Source organism: Humibacter ginsengiterrae, assembly GCF_054780115.1.
This window is the reverse complement of the sequence record NZ_BAAGWY010000012.1, coordinates 106,305-122,532: the sequence shown is the minus strand read 5'-3', so window position 1 is coordinate 122,532 and position 16,228 is coordinate 106,305. Positions and strand designations below refer to the sequence as shown.

At 64.3% G+C, this 16,228-nt stretch carries 13 protein-coding genes; 5 read left to right on the top strand and 8 right to left on the bottom strand.

Annotated elements, in window-relative coordinates:
• Window positions 1–57: 57 nt before the first annotated feature.
• Together ACYVII_RS14350 and ACYVII_RS14345 are read right to left on the bottom strand one after the other, a co-directional pair.
• A complete protein-coding gene (locus tag ACYVII_RS14350; RefSeq protein ID WP_460536241.1) occupies window positions 58–1,695 on the bottom strand; it encodes a fucose isomerase in 1,638 nt (545 codons plus the stop codon).
• Window positions 1,692–4,295, bottom strand: a complete 2,604-nt coding sequence (locus ACYVII_RS14345; RefSeq protein WP_460536239.1) for a GH116 family glycosyl-hydrolase — start codon at window positions 4,293–4,295, stop codon at window positions 1,692–1,694. The genes ACYVII_RS14350 and ACYVII_RS14345 overlap by 4 nt, the downstream gene beginning before the upstream one ends.
• Before the next feature lie 321 nt (window positions 4,296–4,616).
• Here ACYVII_RS14345 and ACYVII_RS14340 point away from each other — a divergent pair, with 321 nt between their 5' ends.
• Genes ACYVII_RS14340 through ACYVII_RS14330 form a run of 3 tightly spaced genes read left to right on the top strand, consistent with a single transcriptional unit; the run spans window position 4,617 to window position 7,803 of the window.
• On the top strand, window positions 4,617–5,990 hold the full coding sequence (locus tag ACYVII_RS14340) for an ABC transporter substrate-binding protein (RefSeq protein WP_460536237.1): 1,374 nt from the start codon (window positions 4,617–4,619) through the stop codon (window positions 5,988–5,990).
• Window positions 5,987–6,976 (top strand): carbohydrate ABC transporter permease, encoded by a 990-nt coding sequence (locus ACYVII_RS14335; RefSeq protein WP_460536235.1) that lies wholly within the window; start codon window positions 5,987–5,989, stop codon window positions 6,974–6,976. Before ACYVII_RS14340 ends, ACYVII_RS14335 begins: the two co-directional genes overlap by 4 nt.
• Window positions 6,976–7,803 (top strand): carbohydrate ABC transporter permease, encoded by an 828-nt coding sequence (locus tag ACYVII_RS14330; protein ID WP_460536234.1) that lies wholly within the window; start codon window positions 6,976–6,978, stop codon window positions 7,801–7,803. The genes ACYVII_RS14335 and ACYVII_RS14330 overlap by 1 nt, the downstream gene beginning before the upstream one ends.
• A gap of 8 nt (window positions 7,804–7,811) precedes the next feature.
• Here ACYVII_RS14330 and ACYVII_RS14325 read toward each other — a convergent pair whose 3' ends face one another.
• Window positions 7,812–8,819 (bottom strand): LacI family DNA-binding transcriptional regulator, encoded by a 1,008-nt coding sequence (locus ACYVII_RS14325; protein ID WP_460536231.1) that lies wholly within the window; start codon window positions 8,817–8,819, stop codon window positions 7,812–7,814.
• 187 nt (window positions 8,820–9,006) lie between these two features.
• Between ACYVII_RS14325 and ACYVII_RS14320 the strand changes: the two genes are divergently transcribed.
• The gene (locus tag ACYVII_RS14320; protein WP_460536229.1) at window positions 9,007–10,128 is read left to right on the top strand and encodes a glycoside hydrolase family 172 protein; all 1,122 of its coding nucleotides are present in this window, start codon (window positions 9,007–9,009) and stop codon (window positions 10,126–10,128) included.
• 131 nt (window positions 10,129–10,259) lie between these two features.
• Here the strand turns inward: ACYVII_RS14320 and ACYVII_RS14315 are convergent, their stop codons facing one another.
• Window positions 10,260–10,706, bottom strand: coding sequence for a tautomerase family protein (locus ACYVII_RS14315; RefSeq protein WP_460536227.1), 447 nt, complete (start codon window positions 10,704–10,706; stop codon window positions 10,260–10,262).
• 654 nt (window positions 10,707–11,360) lie between these two features.
• Between ACYVII_RS14315 and ACYVII_RS14310 the strand changes: the two genes are divergently transcribed.
• Window positions 11,361–11,639 carry a hypothetical protein gene (locus ACYVII_RS14310; protein WP_460536225.1) on the top strand — a complete coding sequence of 93 codons (279 nt, stop codon included), beginning with the start codon at window positions 11,361–11,363 and terminating at the stop codon, window positions 11,637–11,639.
• Between the two features lie 67 nt (window positions 11,640–11,706).
• Here ACYVII_RS14310 and ACYVII_RS14305 read toward each other — a convergent pair whose 3' ends face one another.
• From ACYVII_RS14305 to ACYVII_RS14290, 4 genes are all read right to left on the bottom strand, one after another.
• A complete protein-coding gene (locus tag ACYVII_RS14305) occupies window positions 11,707–12,012 on the bottom strand; it encodes a hypothetical protein (protein WP_460536222.1) in 306 nt (101 codons plus the stop codon).
• A 1,245-nt stretch (window positions 12,013–13,257) separates the two neighbouring features.
• A complete protein-coding gene (locus ACYVII_RS14300) occupies window positions 13,258–14,394 on the bottom strand; it encodes a DUF4185 domain-containing protein (protein WP_460536220.1) in 1,137 nt (378 codons plus the stop codon).
• A 153-nt stretch (window positions 14,395–14,547) separates the two neighbouring features.
• Window positions 14,548–15,384, bottom strand: a complete 837-nt coding sequence (locus ACYVII_RS14295; protein ID WP_460536218.1) for a DeoR/GlpR family DNA-binding transcription regulator — start codon at window positions 15,382–15,384, stop codon at window positions 14,548–14,550.
• An 18-nt stretch (window positions 15,385–15,402) separates the two neighbouring features.
• On the bottom strand, window positions 15,403–16,224 hold the full coding sequence (locus ACYVII_RS14290; RefSeq protein ID WP_460536216.1) for a triose-phosphate isomerase family protein: 822 nt from the start codon (window positions 16,222–16,224) through the stop codon (window positions 15,403–15,405).
• Window positions 16,225–16,228: the final 4 nt, after the last annotated feature.

The window sequence follows — 16,228 nt, the reverse complement described above, 5'->3', positions numbered from 1 at the left end:
CCCCGGGCGCGATCACGGAGCGATTGCGGTCCGGCAATTGCGCCGGAACGGCTGCTGCTACACCGCCACGTCGCCGCAGAGGTGCACGTGCACGCCCAGTTCGGCGAAGAGCGCGGCCTTCGCGAGCAGCGCGCGATCGGCAGTGACGCGATCCGGTGCGTACACGACCTGGGCGTGGTTCGCCTTATGCCGTGCCATCAGCTGGTCGCGGCTCACACCGTGCAGCACGGCATGCATGATCGGCCACTCCGGGTTCGTCGCGTTCAACCGCCGCTGCGTCTCCTCGGCCGGCAGGTCAGCGACGTGCCCTCTGCCGAGGTCGACGTGCAACTCGCCGTGCATGATGAACACTCGCGACCAGACGATCTCGCCGGGTTTCGAGCATCCGGCCAGCGTTCCGCCGCCGAGAGGGAAGAACATCGGGTCCTGGCGCATGGCGTAGCTCCTGTCATACCCGCCGTTGTGCGAGGCGGGAACGGATCCGGAGATCTCGAACACCCACACGAACTCCCCGTCGTACTCCTCCCCCCACCGGATGTCGTGCAGCGTCGTCGCCGGGTCGAGTCCCATCGCGGTCCAGATGCGGTTGGTGACGAGAGCATCCACCGCGACGCCCTCGTCCACCTCGTTGAAGTGCGGCAGCGGATGTCCCGCATAGAGCTCACGACTCCCGTCGCGACTCAGCACTGCGGGGCGCTCCTCGTTGTTCAGCAGCCCCTCGGCGAGGTCGCTGGCCGGTACCGTGTCTTTCAGGCCCTGTTGGTACTGGATGCCGACAGCATCCAGCCCGAAATCGTCGGCGATGCGCAGCGCGGCAACGTACATGCGGAACTGGCTCATCACCTGGTCTTCGGTGAGCTCGGTGGTCGGGTCGGTACCGAATCGGAACTCGAAGCCGCGGTCGTCCAGCCACGCCTTCACTGCGAAGGCTTCGGCATCCGTCACGGTTTTCATCTCGGCGACGAGCGCGCTCTGGGAGAGCCGCTCCTTATAGATGCCGAGCGGGTTGAGCAGTTCGTCGTCGAAGATCGCGTTGTACATGCCCATGCAGCCCTCGTCGAAGACGCCGATGATCGCCTTCTCGTCCTTGAGCTGCCTGGCCAGCGCCGTTCCCAGCTGCACCTCGGGGGTTTCCGGGTCGAGCGCGGGTAGGTCGCGAACGTGCGATGTGTCGTGCACAATGGTGCATGTCTCGAGCCACTCGCCGAGCTTCGCGCGAGCCCAGGCATCCGTGAAGTCCGCGCTCCAGAGAGCGGAGTAGTCGACCTGCGCCTTCGTCATACTGCCGGTGAGGTTGAGCAGCCCGACGAGTCCGGGGAAGTCGCCCGCCCAGTTCGCCACGACGAGGATCGGCCCGCGATGCGTGCGCAGCCCGGGCAGCACGTGGTGGCTGTACTGCCACACCGCGTCGACCACGACGACGGGCGCGTCGGCCGGGATGTTCTTGAACACCTCGATGCCCGCACGCTGGCTGTCGATGAACCCGTGACCCTTCTCCGAGTCGAACGGATGCGTCCGCTCGATCGACCACCCGAACGATTCGGCGGCCGCGGCGAAGTCCTCCTCCAGCCTGCGCTGCGTCGGCCAGCACTTGACGTTGGCGCTCGGGCGCAGGTCACCGCTGGCCACCGTGTAGAGCGTCTTCGGCTTCACCTCGGGGCGGTCCAGCGGCCTGGGAAGGGTGTACGTGCTCATCGGTAGATCTCCTGTTGGGTCGGATGCGCGAGTGTGGAAAGACTTGTTGCCGCAGAGCGGAGTTCGACCGTCTGACCCGTGTCGAGTGCGACATCGGATGCCGTGAGCTGGCCGAGTCGCGGATGCGCCACTTCGACGACGCCCGCGGTCACGCGCCCGCCGAGTACGCGCATCCGCGCACCGTCATCGTCCAGCTCGATCACGCCCCAACCCGTGCCGGTGGTGAACGGAACACTGGCGTGACCGTCGCGGAAGACCGCATCGACGGGGGCGATGCTCAGCCGCCTGGCCGGGGCAACCCACTGCGCTCCGGTCAGAGCGAGGAGCACACCCCAGCTGGCCAACGAACGCGCGTAGTGGTTGCCGCACTCGGCCTCGTTCCACGGGTTTCGGCGGATGCCGTCGTGCAGGGACCGCGTCGCCCGCACGATCTCGAGGCCCTCGTCGACGAATCCCTCGTAGATCAGGTTCGTGGCGACCTGGTACTCGATGCCGGTCCACACCTCGTCGCAATAGATGAAGGGTATGCGCGGGCGCCCGCCGTTCGGCCAGGTGCAGAGCACGAGTCCTGCCTCGTCGTTCAGCGCGTACGTGCGCTGCACGCTCGCATAGTCGTCGAACCCGCGGCGGAAGTTGTGCCGGTGGATCGAGTGCACCGCACTGCGCACGTGGTCGGCGGGAAGGATGTGGCCGAGTCCGACGAGATGCGCAAGCGTCTGGCCGAGCAGCTGGTCGCTCAGGCATCCGGTGCCGTACTGGTAGCGGTGGGCGTCGACGTCGTCGAGGCGCTGGTCGTAGTACTCGCCGTTGTAGAGCATCCTGTCGACCAGCGCCGATGCCGTGTCGGCCGCCCGCGCGTACCGTTCGGCTGCGTCCCCGTCGCCGAGGTGCTCGGCCATGCGGGCCGCTGCAGCGAGTGCTGCGATGAACATCGAGTTGGCGAGCGAGTTCTCACCGTAGAACTCGATGTCGTACGTGTTGTGCTGCTGGCTGTCGAGCACGCCGTCGCCGTTCGAGTCCCACGCGGTGAACGCGAAGTCGAGGGCTCGCTTCGCGGCAGGCCACAGCTCGCGCAGGAAGTCGTCGTCGCCGCTGAAGCGCCACTCGCGGTAGAGCCGCACGATGGTGCCCATCTGCCCGTCCACCGCCGGGTGGAACTCCAGCGGTTCGGCGTCGAACACGGAGTTCGTGCGGAACCGCATCCGTCCGTCTGGCAGCGTCTCGTTGAGGAACTCGTTGCGCCGTGCGTTGCGCTCAAGCGTCGGGAACAGTGCCGCGAGCGTCTGCGAGTAGTTCCACACATGGGTGCACGTGCCCTCGCAGCTGCCTGCATGGTCGAAGCTGCCCTCCCACGCGGCGAACCGGCCCTCAGGGGTGCCGTCGGCGATGCGGAAGCACGTGGTGCTGCGTGCCGCGACGAGCGTGGAGGTGACGGCATCCACCGCCTCCGCCGGGAGCGTGGAGCCGTAGAGCGCGTCGTGGAACGCTCGCGTCGCCGCCTCCAGCCGCGGGAGCCGCCCGGTGAGGTCGGAGGCGACGGCCCAGGCATCCGCATACCGGGTGGCGTACTGGTTCTGCACGATCTCGTCGGCGTGCGTGTTGGGAAGCCCGACCATGCCGTTCCACGCCTTCGGGCGATTCGGCGTGTGCCAGGCGAGCACGAACTCGGTATCGCAAGACTCCCCTGGCGCCAGCTCGTGCTCGACCGAGATACTGCCGGTTCGGAGCTTGGGCAGCGTGGCGACGTCATCGCCGTCGAGGCTGAAGACCGGCGACGGTTCGAGCCGGCCGGTCGCGACGAAGGCGTCCCAGAACAGTTGGATGCCGTCCTGCCAGAAGTCCACCGGCCAGCACGGCGTGGCGGTGGCGTCGTCGGTAGTGGTGAGCGTTGCGGTGCCATACCGTACGTCGTCGGGTTCGAGGTCGGTGCCGAACGCGAGACCACGCATGCGCCCGTCGTCGCAGAGCTGCACGGTGGGCGTGCCGGCATACTCCGGGAACTGAAACACGTTGTGGCCCGTGATGGCCACCGGGTTCGACATCGCGGCGGCGAGGTTCACGCGCACGACGTCGTCGGTGGGATTCGTGACCGTGTAGCGGAAGATTGCGCCCGGGATGCCCGAGTCATCCGCGTCGAGCGGCACGAGCGGCGTGAAGGCGGTCAGTTGCACGGTCACGGGCAGCGCGTCGTCGGTGAAGTCGACGGTCGCGATCGGATATTCGCCGCAAAAGCGCGACGACTGCATACGCGGCAGCCCGGCGACCTTGCCGATGTGATGACCAGAGTCCCCCTCGTGCGGCGCGTGCAGCCGGCTCTCCAGTAAGCGCACGACAGTGTCTCCGCCGACCGGCTCTGCCCGGATCGCGAAGAACGTGAACGGCAGCCAGGTTCCCTTGTCCGGGTGATTCGAGATCTCCCAGTCGCGCAGCTCTCCCCTGGCTCCGATCGACACGTTGCCGGTTCCGATGCCGCCGAGCGGGAACGCCGCGACGGATGCCTGGGGGCCCAGCACCCTCGCGGCCGGCTCGCTCGCTCGCGAAGTACTCGCCCGCACGTCCTCGCGGGTCGCGAGAGTCTGCTGCTCAGTCATCGTCGACATTGCCCTTCATGTAATCGGTTTCAAGTATGTTGGCACACACTCCGTGGCGCAAGCGCCTGCATGTCACCTGTCTCCCGCGTGGACTACATGCCAGCGAGCAGCAATCGGTTACAGAAAACCTCTCGATATATCGATTTCAGATCCGCGGACATTTATGCCGATCCAACTGCCTTGACAAGGCTCAACGCTCCGTGTTTACGTGTCCGTAATCGATTTCGCGAGGAATCGTGGCAAAGACGGCACGGAGTGGAAGGACTCACCTTGCAATCATCATCGGAGGGTCGATCGATCGACCTCCACTCGGCGTGGACTCGTCGCCGAGTGTTACAAGGCATACTCATCTCCGCCGCTGCCCCGCTCGGCGCGTCCCTCCTGACCGCGTGCGGCAGTGGCACTCCCGGGCAGCCGGCAGGAGGCGGCAACAGCAGCGGCCGCAAGGTCATCAACTTCTGGTCACAGCAGTTCGAGGACTGGCAGAGCGCCTGGGAGAAGAAGCACGTGGCGGCGTTCAACGCCAGCCAGAGCAAGTACAAGGTGGAGCTGTCCATCGTGCCGGCCGATGCCTGGGCCCAGAAGCTCAAGGCTGCGCAGGCGGCGGGCAACGGACCGGATGTCTACACCATCAGCTACGGAAATATCGGCTCCGCGGTCTCGACCGGCTCCCTTGTGCCGCTCAACGGGTTGATCAAAAGCCAATACATCGACGACATCGACCCCTCGATCGCCAAGTTCGTGAGCGCCAAGTCGACTCCGTCGTCCTCGCTCAAGCAGTATGCCTACCCGTGGCTCGTCGAGCCGTCGACGGTCATGTTCTACCGCAAGGATCTCTTCCAAGCCGCCGGACTCGACCCGGACAAGCCGCCAACCCGCTGGGACCAGCTCCCCGACATCGCCGCCAAGCTCAAGAAGGGCAACGTGTACGGCCTCGGCACTGCCTCGGTAGCGGCAGATCTCTCGTGGTCGAGTTGGGGACTGCAGCAGAACGCGGCCGAGCACTACCCGGTGAAGACCGACTGGTCGTCGGCCGATCCGACGATCACGCCCTACGCCAAGCTCGCGGAGTTCTACTCATCCCTGTACAACAGCGGCGGGATGCCCAAGCAGGCGCTCTCGGCCTACGCCGACGGCACTCCGCTCGGTCAGGGCAAGCTGGCGATGCAGATCACGGGATCGTGGTTCATCGGCCTTCTGCGCCAGCAATTCCCGAAGTTGGAGAGCAAGATCGCTGCGGCGCCGATGGTATCGATCGACGGCGACCAGACCCGCCCCACCGCCACACTCGGCGGATGGACGCTCGCCATCGATGCCAAGTCGAAGACCCAGGACGGCGCGGCCGATTTCATCACGTACCTTCTGGCATCCGGCCAGAGCGTGATGATGGACTACTTCAAAGCGTCGGGCTGGTCGAAGTACGCTGCCCGCACCTCGATCGTCAAGGCCATTGACGCCGATTCGGCGGCGCAGGCCGACCCGTTCCGCAAGATCATTACCGACAAGATCGTCAAGTACGGGGTGCCTGAGGCGACGTACCCCATCGACCTGTCGACGGACTTCGCCACGGCGATCGAGAAGTCCATGAAGGGGACGAGCGCGGATCAGGCTCTCGCCACGGCCAAGCAGCAGATGAACCAGTACATCACCAGCAACAAGCTCGCGGGCACGAACACCCAGGCGAGCGTGCAGTCCGGCTCATGACCGGCGCCGTCACCGGGTCGACGGGAACGGGCATAACGGAACTGCCCAGGCAGGCGGGCGTCGCTTCGGCGGTGCCCGCCCGTCCCGGTTCGCGGAAGATCGCGGGAAGGCGTCGTCATCGCGACAACCTGATCGCCTACCTGATGCTCGCGCCCGTGGTGATCCTGCTCATCATCTTCGTGATCATCCCGCTGATCAGCGCCGGATACCTGAGTTTCTTCAACTGGAGCTTCTACCGGGCGAGCGAGTATGTCGGCTTCCGCAATTTCGTGAATGTGCTGCAGTCACCGGACTTCCTCGCCTCGATCGGCCGCGGACTCCTGTTCGCCACGATGGTCGTCCCCACCGTGATGATCCTGGCGTTCCTGTTCGCCAACATCGCTAGAGGACTCGGCGGCAGGATCGCCGGATTCGTCAAGACCTCGATCTACATCCCGACCATCATTTCCGGCGTCATCGTCGCGATCGTGTTCACGATCATCTACGACTACTCGGGCGGCGTCCTCAACTGGTTCCTCGGCCTCTTCGGCATTCAGCCGATCGCGTGGCTCGCCGACCCGTCGATCGCGCTCCCGGCACTCGCCGTTCCCGAGGTGTGGATGATGTTCGGGCTGACGGCGCTCATCATGCTCGCCGGTGTTCTCGACATCCCCGACAGCTACTACGAAGCCGCCGCGCTCGACGGCGCCGGGTGGTTCAAGCAGATGACCTACATCACGATCCCCTCGTTGAAGAACGTGATCCTCTACCTGTTGATCGCGAACTTCACCGCATCGATCCAGGAGATCAACCTTCCCCTTCTGATGACCCAAGGAGGGCCTCTGAACGCGACGCTTCTCCCCAACCTCTATCTCTTCAATCACTTCACGCAGGACACCTACCAGGGCCAGCCCATCGCGGGTGCCCTGCTGCTGTTCATCGTGCTCGGCGCCATCTCGGCGTCGATCTTCGCGGTTCTCAATTCCGAAAAGGCGGTCGACGGCTGATGGCGATGAAAGAGCGCTCGTCTGTGCACATCCCCCGAGTCGTCGTGGGCGTCTTCTTCGGTCTCGCTGCGCTGTTCCCGCTCGCATGGATGGCGCTGTCGGGCTTCAAGCTGAACTCCGACGTGCTTGCCACCCCGTTCAGCTTCTTTCCGCCGAGCTGGCACGTGGAGAATTACGTTCAGATCCTCGTCGACCCGGACTTCTCGCGGGCGATGATGATCACGTTCGCGGGCGCAGCGATCTTCACGATCTTCTCGATCGCCATCAACTCGATGGCAGCCTACGTGTTCGCGCGCCTGGACTTCTCGTTCAAGCGCACACTCTGGGTGATCGTGATCGGCACCATGTTCATCCCGAACATGGCGATCCTGCTCACCTCGTTCATCGTGGTGACGAAGCTCCACATGCTCGACACGATGCTCGTGCTGATCCTGCCGCCGCTGGCGTCGGCCGCGCAGGTGTTCTTCATCAGGCAGTTCTACCTGAACATCCCGATCGCTCTCGAAGAGGCCGCGCTCCTGGACGGTGCAGGACGCTGGCGCATCTTCACGCGCATCTTCCTGCCGCTGTCACAGCCCGCCTTCGTGGTGGTGGGCGTCACGTCGTTCATGGCGTACTGGAACTCGTACGTCTGGCCGGTCATGACCATCACCAGCCCCAACCTCTACGTGGTCGGGCAATACCTGGCGAACTTCCGGGTCTCCCGCGGACCCGAGCTCGGCCTGCTCATGGCGGGTTCGATGCTCGCCGCGCTGCCCGTGATCATCCTTGTGCTGATCTTCCAGCGAAAGATCATCGGGAACATCAAGATCGCCGGGCTGAAGTAGGTCACGACCTACAGTGTGGATGCCTCAGGCGCGGAGATCGTATTGCGAAGCACCACGGTGCGGGCCGGCTGCTGGTCGCCGCGGATACGCTCCAGCAGCATCGTGGCGGCTGTGACACCGAGGTGCCGCGCCGGCAGGTGCACGACCGTGATTCCGGCCGGTGCGAGCGCGGCGAACGGGAGGTCGCCGAAGCTCGCCATCCCGACGGCGGGCGGCATCTGTCTGCGCTCGATGAGCACTTGAAGCGCGCCGACGCTCATCAGGTTGTTGGCGACGAAGATGGCATCCGGCGGCTCCTCCATCGATAACAGGGTGCGCATGGCTTCGCGCCCGCCATCGACCCGGAAGTCACTGTTCACCAGGTAGTCCTCTGGCCGGTAGGCCACCTTGGCCGCCGTGGTGGCCGAGCGCCAACCGTCGGCCCGGAGGATGGCTGTCTCGACATCCGCCGGACCGGTGATGCACGCCACCCGCCGGTAGCCCTGGTCGAACAGCGCCTGGGTCGCCGCACGCCCTCCCGCCCTGTTGTCGACGGTGACCGCGTCCACCTCCACGCCGTGCGGGCTGCGGTCGACGGCGACGACCGGGCGGCCGCGGGCGAGGAGGCTGTCGACGTTGCTGTGCTCGTCGGCCGCCGCGATGATGACGCCGCCCATGTCCTCGCTGACCGCGATGTCGAGGTACTTGGCCTCCTTCTCGCGGTCGCCGTCGCTGTTGCACAGCACGACGGAGTATCCGGCATCGTGGGCGACGTCCTCCACGCCGCGGGCTAGCGACGTGAAGAACGGGTTCTCGATGTCCGGGATGACCAGCGCGAGCACTTCCGAGTTGCGCTTGCGGAGCGTGCGGGCCGTGCGGTTCGGCGTGAACTTCAACTCGTCGGCGGCCTTGCGCACGAGCTTCGACTTCTCCGCAGAGACGTTCATCCCGTTGAAGACGCGCGAGACGGTGGCCGGCGACACCCCGGCCAGTGCTGCGACCTCATAGATCGTGGCCATCGACTCTTCCCACCCCATGCTCAGCACCGCCTGACGTGGGCGATGTCCGTACTGTAGCGCCGCCCGTTCACCGAGTTGACACCGGCAGAAGGCGAGCCCTAGATTGACTGAAATCGATTGCAAGCCTACGGGATGTACGGCTTCGCATTCAACGATTCCGATCGGCGCCCGCATCGATTCGACAACGACGTAGAGGAGACATGACGTGACCATCGGCGACCTCGACTCGCTCGCCCGCATTCGCCGGGTGCAGACCCGGTCGATCAGCCCGGAGAACTTCGACGGCTCGGTCGGCGGTGGCGGACGCGCGACGGAAGGCACCGGCGCATCCTGTGCCAGAGACCTCGGCCCCGGATGGAAGATCTCACCGAGCGTCGACATCGCGGCGGGCGAGACCTTCGAGCTGGCGAGCATCCAGGGCGCAGGCAAGATCCAGCACATCTGGATCACGACGCACACCGACAACTGGCGCACGCTGCTGCTACGTGCGTACTGGGACGGCGCATCCGAGCCGGCCATCGAGGTGCCGTACGGCGACTTCTTCTGCAACGGTTGGGGCCGATTCGCCCAGGTGGACTCGCAGGTCATCGCTGCGAACCCCCACGGCGGCTTCAACTCGTACTGGCCCATGCCGTTCCGCGACGGCGCGCGCCTCACGCTCGAGAACCTCTCCGACGTCACGGTGCGGGTGTATTACCAGGTCACCTACGAGGTCGGCGGCGACTACTCGAGCGACGGATACCTGCACGCCCAGTGGCGCCGCAGCAACCCGCTGGACTATCTGAAGACGCACACTCTCCTGGAAGACATCGAGGGCGCCGGGCAGTATGTCGGCACGTACATCGCGTGGGGCGCCAACAGTGCGGGCTGGTGGGGCGAGGGCGAGATCAAGTTCTACCTGGACTCCGACGACGAATACCCGACGATCTGCGGCACCGGCACCGAGGACTACTTCGGCGGCGCCTGGAACTTCGACGTACCGGGCAAGGGCTACACCGAGTTCTCGACGCCGTTCCTCGGTATGCCGCAGGTGATCCGGCCCGACGGTCGCTATGACAGCCAGCAGCGCTTCGGCATGTACCGCTGGCACCTGGCCGATCCGATCCGGTTCGCGGAGCGGCTGCGGGTCGACATCCAGGCCCTCGGCTGGCGCACTGGATGGCGCTACCTTCCGCTACGGGACGACATCGCCTCGACATCGCTGTTCTACCTCGACCGGCCGACGGCGAGGCGCCCGAAGACCCCGTCGGTCGACGACCTGGAGGTGCACCTAGGCCGTGAGGCCGTGCCCGACCTCGGTGCCACGCCTCCGCGGATGCCCGCCTGAGCTACGTCCGGAGCCCCATCTCCCGCGAGACTGCACGCCCACCCCGAGAGTGCGAGGTTTACCCGCTGTTTCGGGGCGGGCGTGCAGTCTCGCGATCGGGGCAGCACGCCGTGGCAGCACGCAGGGGCCGCTTACACGTCGACGCGGTAGCCGAGGGCGAGGTCTGCAGCGTTCTTTCCGCGGATGCCCCAGTTCACCTTCGGAGTCTCGGCGATCGTGATCTCCAGGCTGTGCGGCTCGATGCCGGCCTTCGTCTGAACGCGATCGATCAGCTCCGCGATGAGGGCTCGTTTGGCGCCCTCTGAACGCCCTTCGAACATCGAGATCTCGACGATCGTGTAGTCCGGGCCGCGGTCCGCCGGGTAGATGAAGTCGTCGGCGTCGAGCGAGATGAACCGCTGGAACTTCTTCTCCGGTGGGTAGTCGAGCGCGACCATGATCGCCTCGTGGATCGCCTCCGACAGCGCCGTTCGATGCCGCGCGAGCGAGTCACGCCGCCCGTAAACCACCACCTGCGCCATGTCGGCCACCCTACCGAGCAGGGGTCGCAGCGGGTCGTTTGCGTTGGCGAGGACCATGCCTGCCAGGCTGTAGCGTGTATGTGCGGTTCGAAGGTGCGACACCGAATTCGCGCGGCGTGAGGCCGGGAGTCTTTGCGCTCGCCAATCGTCTTGCCCACACTGGCGTTCTCAGCAGTGCTGACTATGCCTGGTGGCGCTCCAGTAACGATTGGACGAACGCCGCTTACACCGACACGGCCGAGATCGACGCAACACTGTTCGATCGGAGTATTCACGCCCGCACCGAGTGCTGGTTCAAGCTCAGCGCTGCCCATCTCATCGCTCGCACCCGCGGATACCTTCGACTCCTTGACCGATAAGGGATCGACTGGATCGAGCGCCGATCCGATGGTCCGGGACGAATCCTGTACGAAGACGACGTCCAGATCGTGATCGTGCCCTGACCATCGAGGCAGCAACCACGCTGAAAACCTCGCCGCATCTCAAGTCTCTGATACAAACGCGGTGGCGGTAATACGATTCGGCAATGCCGTACAGCGTGCGAGTGGTGCTTCCGGCGCCGATGATTGTCCGCAAGAAGGCAGGAACGAGATGACTAGTCCGACGCATCGACACATGATGCCGATGCTGTGGCGGCAGCTAGTCCGTTCTCCGAAGGCGATGTTGGCCTGCGCGCTTATCCTTGCTATTCCGCTTGCCCTAGGAGTGTGGATGATTGCGTGGGAAACCCACGTGCAATCTCTCGCGTGCTCGGTCGCTTCGGTCGTCATATCGCCGAAGGACTTCAACAAGTTCGGCGAGCCCACCGCGTTCGATCGACAGATTCGAACCCGCAATTGCGGGGTTATGAACATGAACAGTGACTGGCTTCGTCCGCCGGCCGCGACGATCATCCGATCGGGTGGCTCATATGAGTTCACCGTGGTCGGTTGGCAAAGCCCGATCTTCGACATGACACCGAACATCGTCGCAGCGGCACCGTCGGCCTGAACCACGATGCCAGCTCACGGCAAACGAGACGCAACACGCAACTGGATCGGCCACCTTCGGAATTGCACTACCGGTTCCGCAGTGCGATTCCCGTCGCGACGAGAGCGATGAAACCAATCCCGAGGGTGACGAGATTGATGAGAGGGTTATGAGTGGCTGCGGCGATGACACCTCCAATGTTCACGGAGATGATAAAGATCGCGGCACAAACCACGGCTTTGCGGGGCCACGGGCGAAGTCTTAGCGCGCCGGCCGCTCGGCGTCGCGCATGTCCAACCGGTGTTTCTGCCCTCGCGAGACCGATGAGTAAGACGGCCACCACGACGAGCATGCCGAAGAATGCGACAAGGATGGTCACCGCTAACAGGCTCATGCCTCCACTCATCCTCTTCGTTCGGCCGTCATTTGCGTTGATACTCCTGGTGCAAGCCCATCACCTCGAAGGTGCGGAGCACGAACACAAGGGCAAACCCGAGCCCGTGTTATCTAGCAACACGAAGGGAAGCATCGATGGTCGTTAGTCGCAGCCCTACGAGGTCTTGCTAGCCTATTCATATGCACAAGCCAAGTCTCCGAGCCTGAATGAGGCATGCCACAACTCAGTTGCTTTGCTCGTCGTTCGGATTTTGTGCTTGGAACCGACGTGCGGAACGGCGCCTTCGGGCGTATGCAATCGCGCGCCGCGCCCATGCGACTAACCCCGAGAATGACCAACAGAATCACTCCGATTGCCGTCACGACCGCGAACTCAGACAGTCTACCGCGGCTGGCAACCAGTCCGATCAGCCCGATAACGAAGAGAGATACACTCGTCGCCCCGGCCACCAAATACAAGATCGCGTAAAGCCGCATCCGACCCGCCAAGCCTTCAGTACGCTCCATAAGCCGACCTGTCTTCAGCGGACACGCCGCCCTCGTCTTGCCCGGGCGCCCGCAGGTATCACAATCCCCTGCCGCGGCGACAACCGACACCGGCGCTAACACCGCGCTTGGTGCGGCGTCGGTACAGTCATCCTATGGGTCGCCCGACTCCAGACGGGTCGATGAGGCCGGCCCTGCCCCTGGTGCCGCCCACTTGACTGCGGCGGTTCTTCTGCTCGGTGTCGCGCTCCTGCTTGGGCTCATGGGTGCGACATTGATCTAGACGGAAGCAAGGGCTGCTCACCGCCAGCAGCGGGCCACCGGTCCCAGCGATGTGCACGTTCGAGAAGGTAGTCGTAGCTGCTGCCGCGGTCTTTTCACTGGCCAATTCTCGCCTGCAGCCGCTATTGCAGTCGGAAGCGTTGCACTCGTCTGTGTTATCGCAGCCTTGATCGCTTACGCGGACGCTCCATGATGTGTCTTCCGCAAATCACGCAAACCCGAGGGGGGTGGGGCTGCCGGACGAGTAGGCGACCGCCCCGCGGATCCCGATAGGAGCTGTGCTCCTCAATCGAGCGCGAGAACCGTCAGTAGCGCCTGGTCGACCTAGCGCATCTCGGCGCTGCTCAGCCACCCCGCGAACTCTCCGAGCCTTGCCTGAGGGTCGATGACGGTGAGCTGCTCGACCAGTACGCGAGTCTTGATGGCTTCGATCTCGATCTCGGGACGGAAGGATGCGGCTCGCCGTATGGACCGACTACTTCTTCTTCAGATCGGCGCGGTACCAGAACACGTTGTACGGGCCCCACTTCGAGAGCGTGAAGTAGATCGTGCGACCACCGTTCGCCGTGTACTGGGGCAGCATGAACGGCGCGTACAGCCCGGGTACGGTCGTGGCGGAGACGAGCGTCTTCGGCGTGGACCACGGACCCCACGGATGCGCACTGTCGCTGATGAGCGCGCCGGCACCCGCGCCGTCCGTGTAGGTCATGAGCCAGCGCTGCAGGTAATCGTTCCACACCACCGACAGCTCCCCAACGGTGCCGTCGGCGACCACCTTGGCGTCGGCGATATTTGCGCTCCACTGCGGCGCGCCATCCGATTTCGTGCCCGTGAAGTAGCGGTAGGCGCTCTGCTTCTCGACATCCTTCTCGGGAACCTTCATCAGCTTCACCTGGCCGAACCTGCCGTGGGTGACGCCCCAGAAATAGAGTTCGTCGCCCACCGTGGCCACGCTGACCTGCACGAAGTTGCTGTTGCCGCCCCAGCGGGGGGACGCGAGCTTCTTCCAGGTCTGGCCGTGGTCCGTCGACTTGGCGAGTCCCGCGTAGTTGGTCTCCCACTCGCCAGGATCGCCCCAATGCTTCACTGACATGTAGTCGAGGTACATGTCCCCGTTCGCCGCGAAACCGTACGTCGGGATCGTCGTCATCTCGACCTCGTCGACCTTCTTCGACGAGATCAGCTCCTTCGCCCAGCCCTGCTTGTCGACGATGTAGCCGTCGAGGTGGATGCCGTCCGCTGGGTTCGTGTCTGTCGTGTACGCCATCGCGTTGGAGCGCCACTCGGTTCCGCCGCCGCCCGTCATGCCAGGATCGCGCTGTCCGAAGGTGTCGCCGAAGACGAACCACGTCTTGCCATCCGCCTGGAACATGGATCCGAGGTCCTGTCCGGCGACCTCGAAGCGATCGGTCTTGTTCGGCGACTTCGGCCCGGTGAGCTGCGACACCTGATGAACGTCGGTCACGCCGGCGAGCACCGAGGGCCGGTCCTGGGTCGAGAGCATGGTTGCGGGATCGTCGGACGAGCATCCGGAGAACGCGACGACGGTGACGGAGACCACCGCTACCAGGGGCGTGAATCGTGCCGCAGCGCGAGCATGCGGATGCGCCATCCGTGATCCTCCTCATCGAACCGATCGTGATCAGTGAACGCCATGAAATCGGTTTCGTCAAGTCGATGCCAGGAGGCGCTGACCGCTTCGAGCGCGAATAGAGAGATTTCACGAAACCGATTCCGCGCTAAACAGAGGAGGTCGCGAGCAGACTCAGGTGGTCTTCGGCGAACGCGCGTTCGGAGCAACGATGACGTGATTCCCCATTTCGCGGAGCCGTGCGACATCCGATTTCGACGTCGCATAATCGACGATGATCGTGTCGAAGTCCCGCAGCTGGGCCATCTCGTGGAGCGCCCGCTTGTTGAATTTCGTGTGGTCGGTGAGCAGAATGCGCTTTGCCGCCGAGTTGAACATGGCACGCTTCGTGTCCACGGTCTCAGGCGTCTGAAAGAAACATGCATCATCGGTGATAGCTGCTGTCGACATGATGAAGACGTCTGCCCGCAGTTGCGAGATCGCCTGAATCGTCATCGTTCCCATGAATGCACTGCACCAGTTGTAATAGGTGCCGCCAAGGCCGAGCAGTGTGATGCCACGCTGGCCGTTGAGGTCGTTCATCAGGGTCAGCACGTTCGTGATAACTGTGAGCGGCGCCTTCTGCGGCAACAGCTTGGCCAGTTGCAGAACTGTGGTGGAGTCGTCGAGGAACAGCGACTGTCCGGGCTCGATGAGTTCGATGGCGGACGAGGCGATGGCTCGCTTCGCCTCGATCTCCTGTCCCGCGCGATAGACATCGCTGGATTCCACGAGGCTTGACGATTGCGCTGTCGCCACCCCCCGTGACTTCCGCAACAGGCCTCGCGATTCCAGTTCATCCAGATCGCGATGCACGGTCATCAGCGAGATCCCGAATCGTTCTGCGAGCTGTTCGATGCGGGCCGCTCCCTCGGCCATCACTGCGTCGGCGATCGCACGCTGTCGCGTCTGCTGTCGGTTCTGCCGGGCGTCGCCCTTTACATCCCCGGGACTGGCATCCGATTCGAGCATGCGAGTACTCCAGATCAGTCAGCGCGGGCCGGGGAGTGCAGCCACCTCGTCGAGTAGTCGCTCCACTGTACGCGGGTCATGGGCAAATCGGCCCAGGAACAATCCGTCGATCGAACCAGTCAGCTCGGTGAGCATCCCGGGTCCGGCGCTTCCCCCGTAGATCACTGCGGCGTCTGCAATTCGTTCGTCGGCCGCCAAGTGCGAACGCAAAGCATTCGAGACGGCGCGGATATGCTCCGCCGGTGCGGGCGCCTCGGCTCCGATCGCCCATACCGGCTCATACGCGACGATCAATTCGCGAGCCGGCTCCGGCTTGCCAGCCTCCAATTCACCCATTTCCGGGATGAGCGCCAGCACCTGCTCCAGTTCCTCGAGCGTCTCGCGCTGCGCAATCTCGATGTCTTCTGGAGCCGATTCACCGACGCAGAGCACCGGGGTCAACCCGGTGCGGAACGCCGCGGCGAGCTTTCGTGCCGCAATCTCGCGGCTCTCACCGAACATGCTGCGACGCTCCGCATGGCCGATCTCTGCGTACCGGCACCCGATCGCACGAAGGTCGGCGCCGCTGACACCACCTGTATACGGGCCTTTTTCCTCCCAGAACAGGTCTTGCGCGCCGACCCCGACCGGGCTCTCGGCGAACTCCCGCATGGCGGCCGGCACGGTAGGCAATGACGGAAGCACGAAGAGCCGTGCCGCCCCGGTTGCGAGCGCTGCATGCCGAGCCGCGATCGCCGCGACACTCCTCGACCAACCGATGGTCGTTCCAAGGTCGAAGTACAGCTTCAGGCTTACCCCGAGAATCACGGGCCGAGGGCAGTCAGGTCTGACATCGCCCATGGGA

Coding starts and splice junctions, on each gene's coding strand:
- ACYVII_RS14350 (WP_460536241.1), bottom strand. CDS start 1,695: ATGAGCACGTACACCCTTCCCAGGCCGCTGGACCGCCCCGAGGTGAAG.
- ACYVII_RS14345 (WP_460536239.1), bottom strand. CDS start 4,295: ATGTCGACGATGACTGAGCAGCAGACTCTCGCGACCCGCGAGGACGTG.
- ACYVII_RS14335 (WP_460536235.1), top strand. CDS start 5,987: ATGACCGGCGCCGTCACCGGGTCGACGGGAACGGGCATAACGGAACTG.
- ACYVII_RS14330 (WP_460536234.1), top strand. CDS start 6,976: ATGGCGATGAAAGAGCGCTCGTCTGTGCACATCCCCCGAGTCGTCGTG.
- ACYVII_RS14325 (WP_460536231.1), bottom strand. CDS start 8,819: ATGGGGTGGGAAGAGTCGATGGCCACGATCTATGAGGTCGCAGCACTG.
- ACYVII_RS14315 (WP_460536227.1), bottom strand. CDS start 10,706: ATGGTCCTCGCCAACGCAAACGACCCGCTGCGACCCCTGCTCGGTAGG.
- ACYVII_RS14310 (WP_460536225.1), top strand. CDS start 11,361: ATGATTGCGTGGGAAACCCACGTGCAATCTCTCGCGTGCTCGGTCGCT.
- ACYVII_RS14305 (WP_460536222.1), bottom strand. CDS start 12,012: ATGAGCCTGTTAGCGGTGACCATCCTTGTCGCATTCTTCGGCATGCTC.
- ACYVII_RS14300 (WP_460536220.1), bottom strand. CDS start 14,394: ATGGCGCATCCGCATGCTCGCGCTGCGGCACGATTCACGCCCCTGGTA.
- ACYVII_RS14295 (WP_460536218.1), bottom strand. CDS start 15,384: ATGCTCGAATCGGATGCCAGTCCCGGGGATGTAAAGGGCGACGCCCGG.
- ACYVII_RS14290 (WP_460536216.1), bottom strand. CDS start 16,224: ATGGGCGATGTCAGACCTGACTGCCCTCGGCCCGTGATTCTCGGGGTA.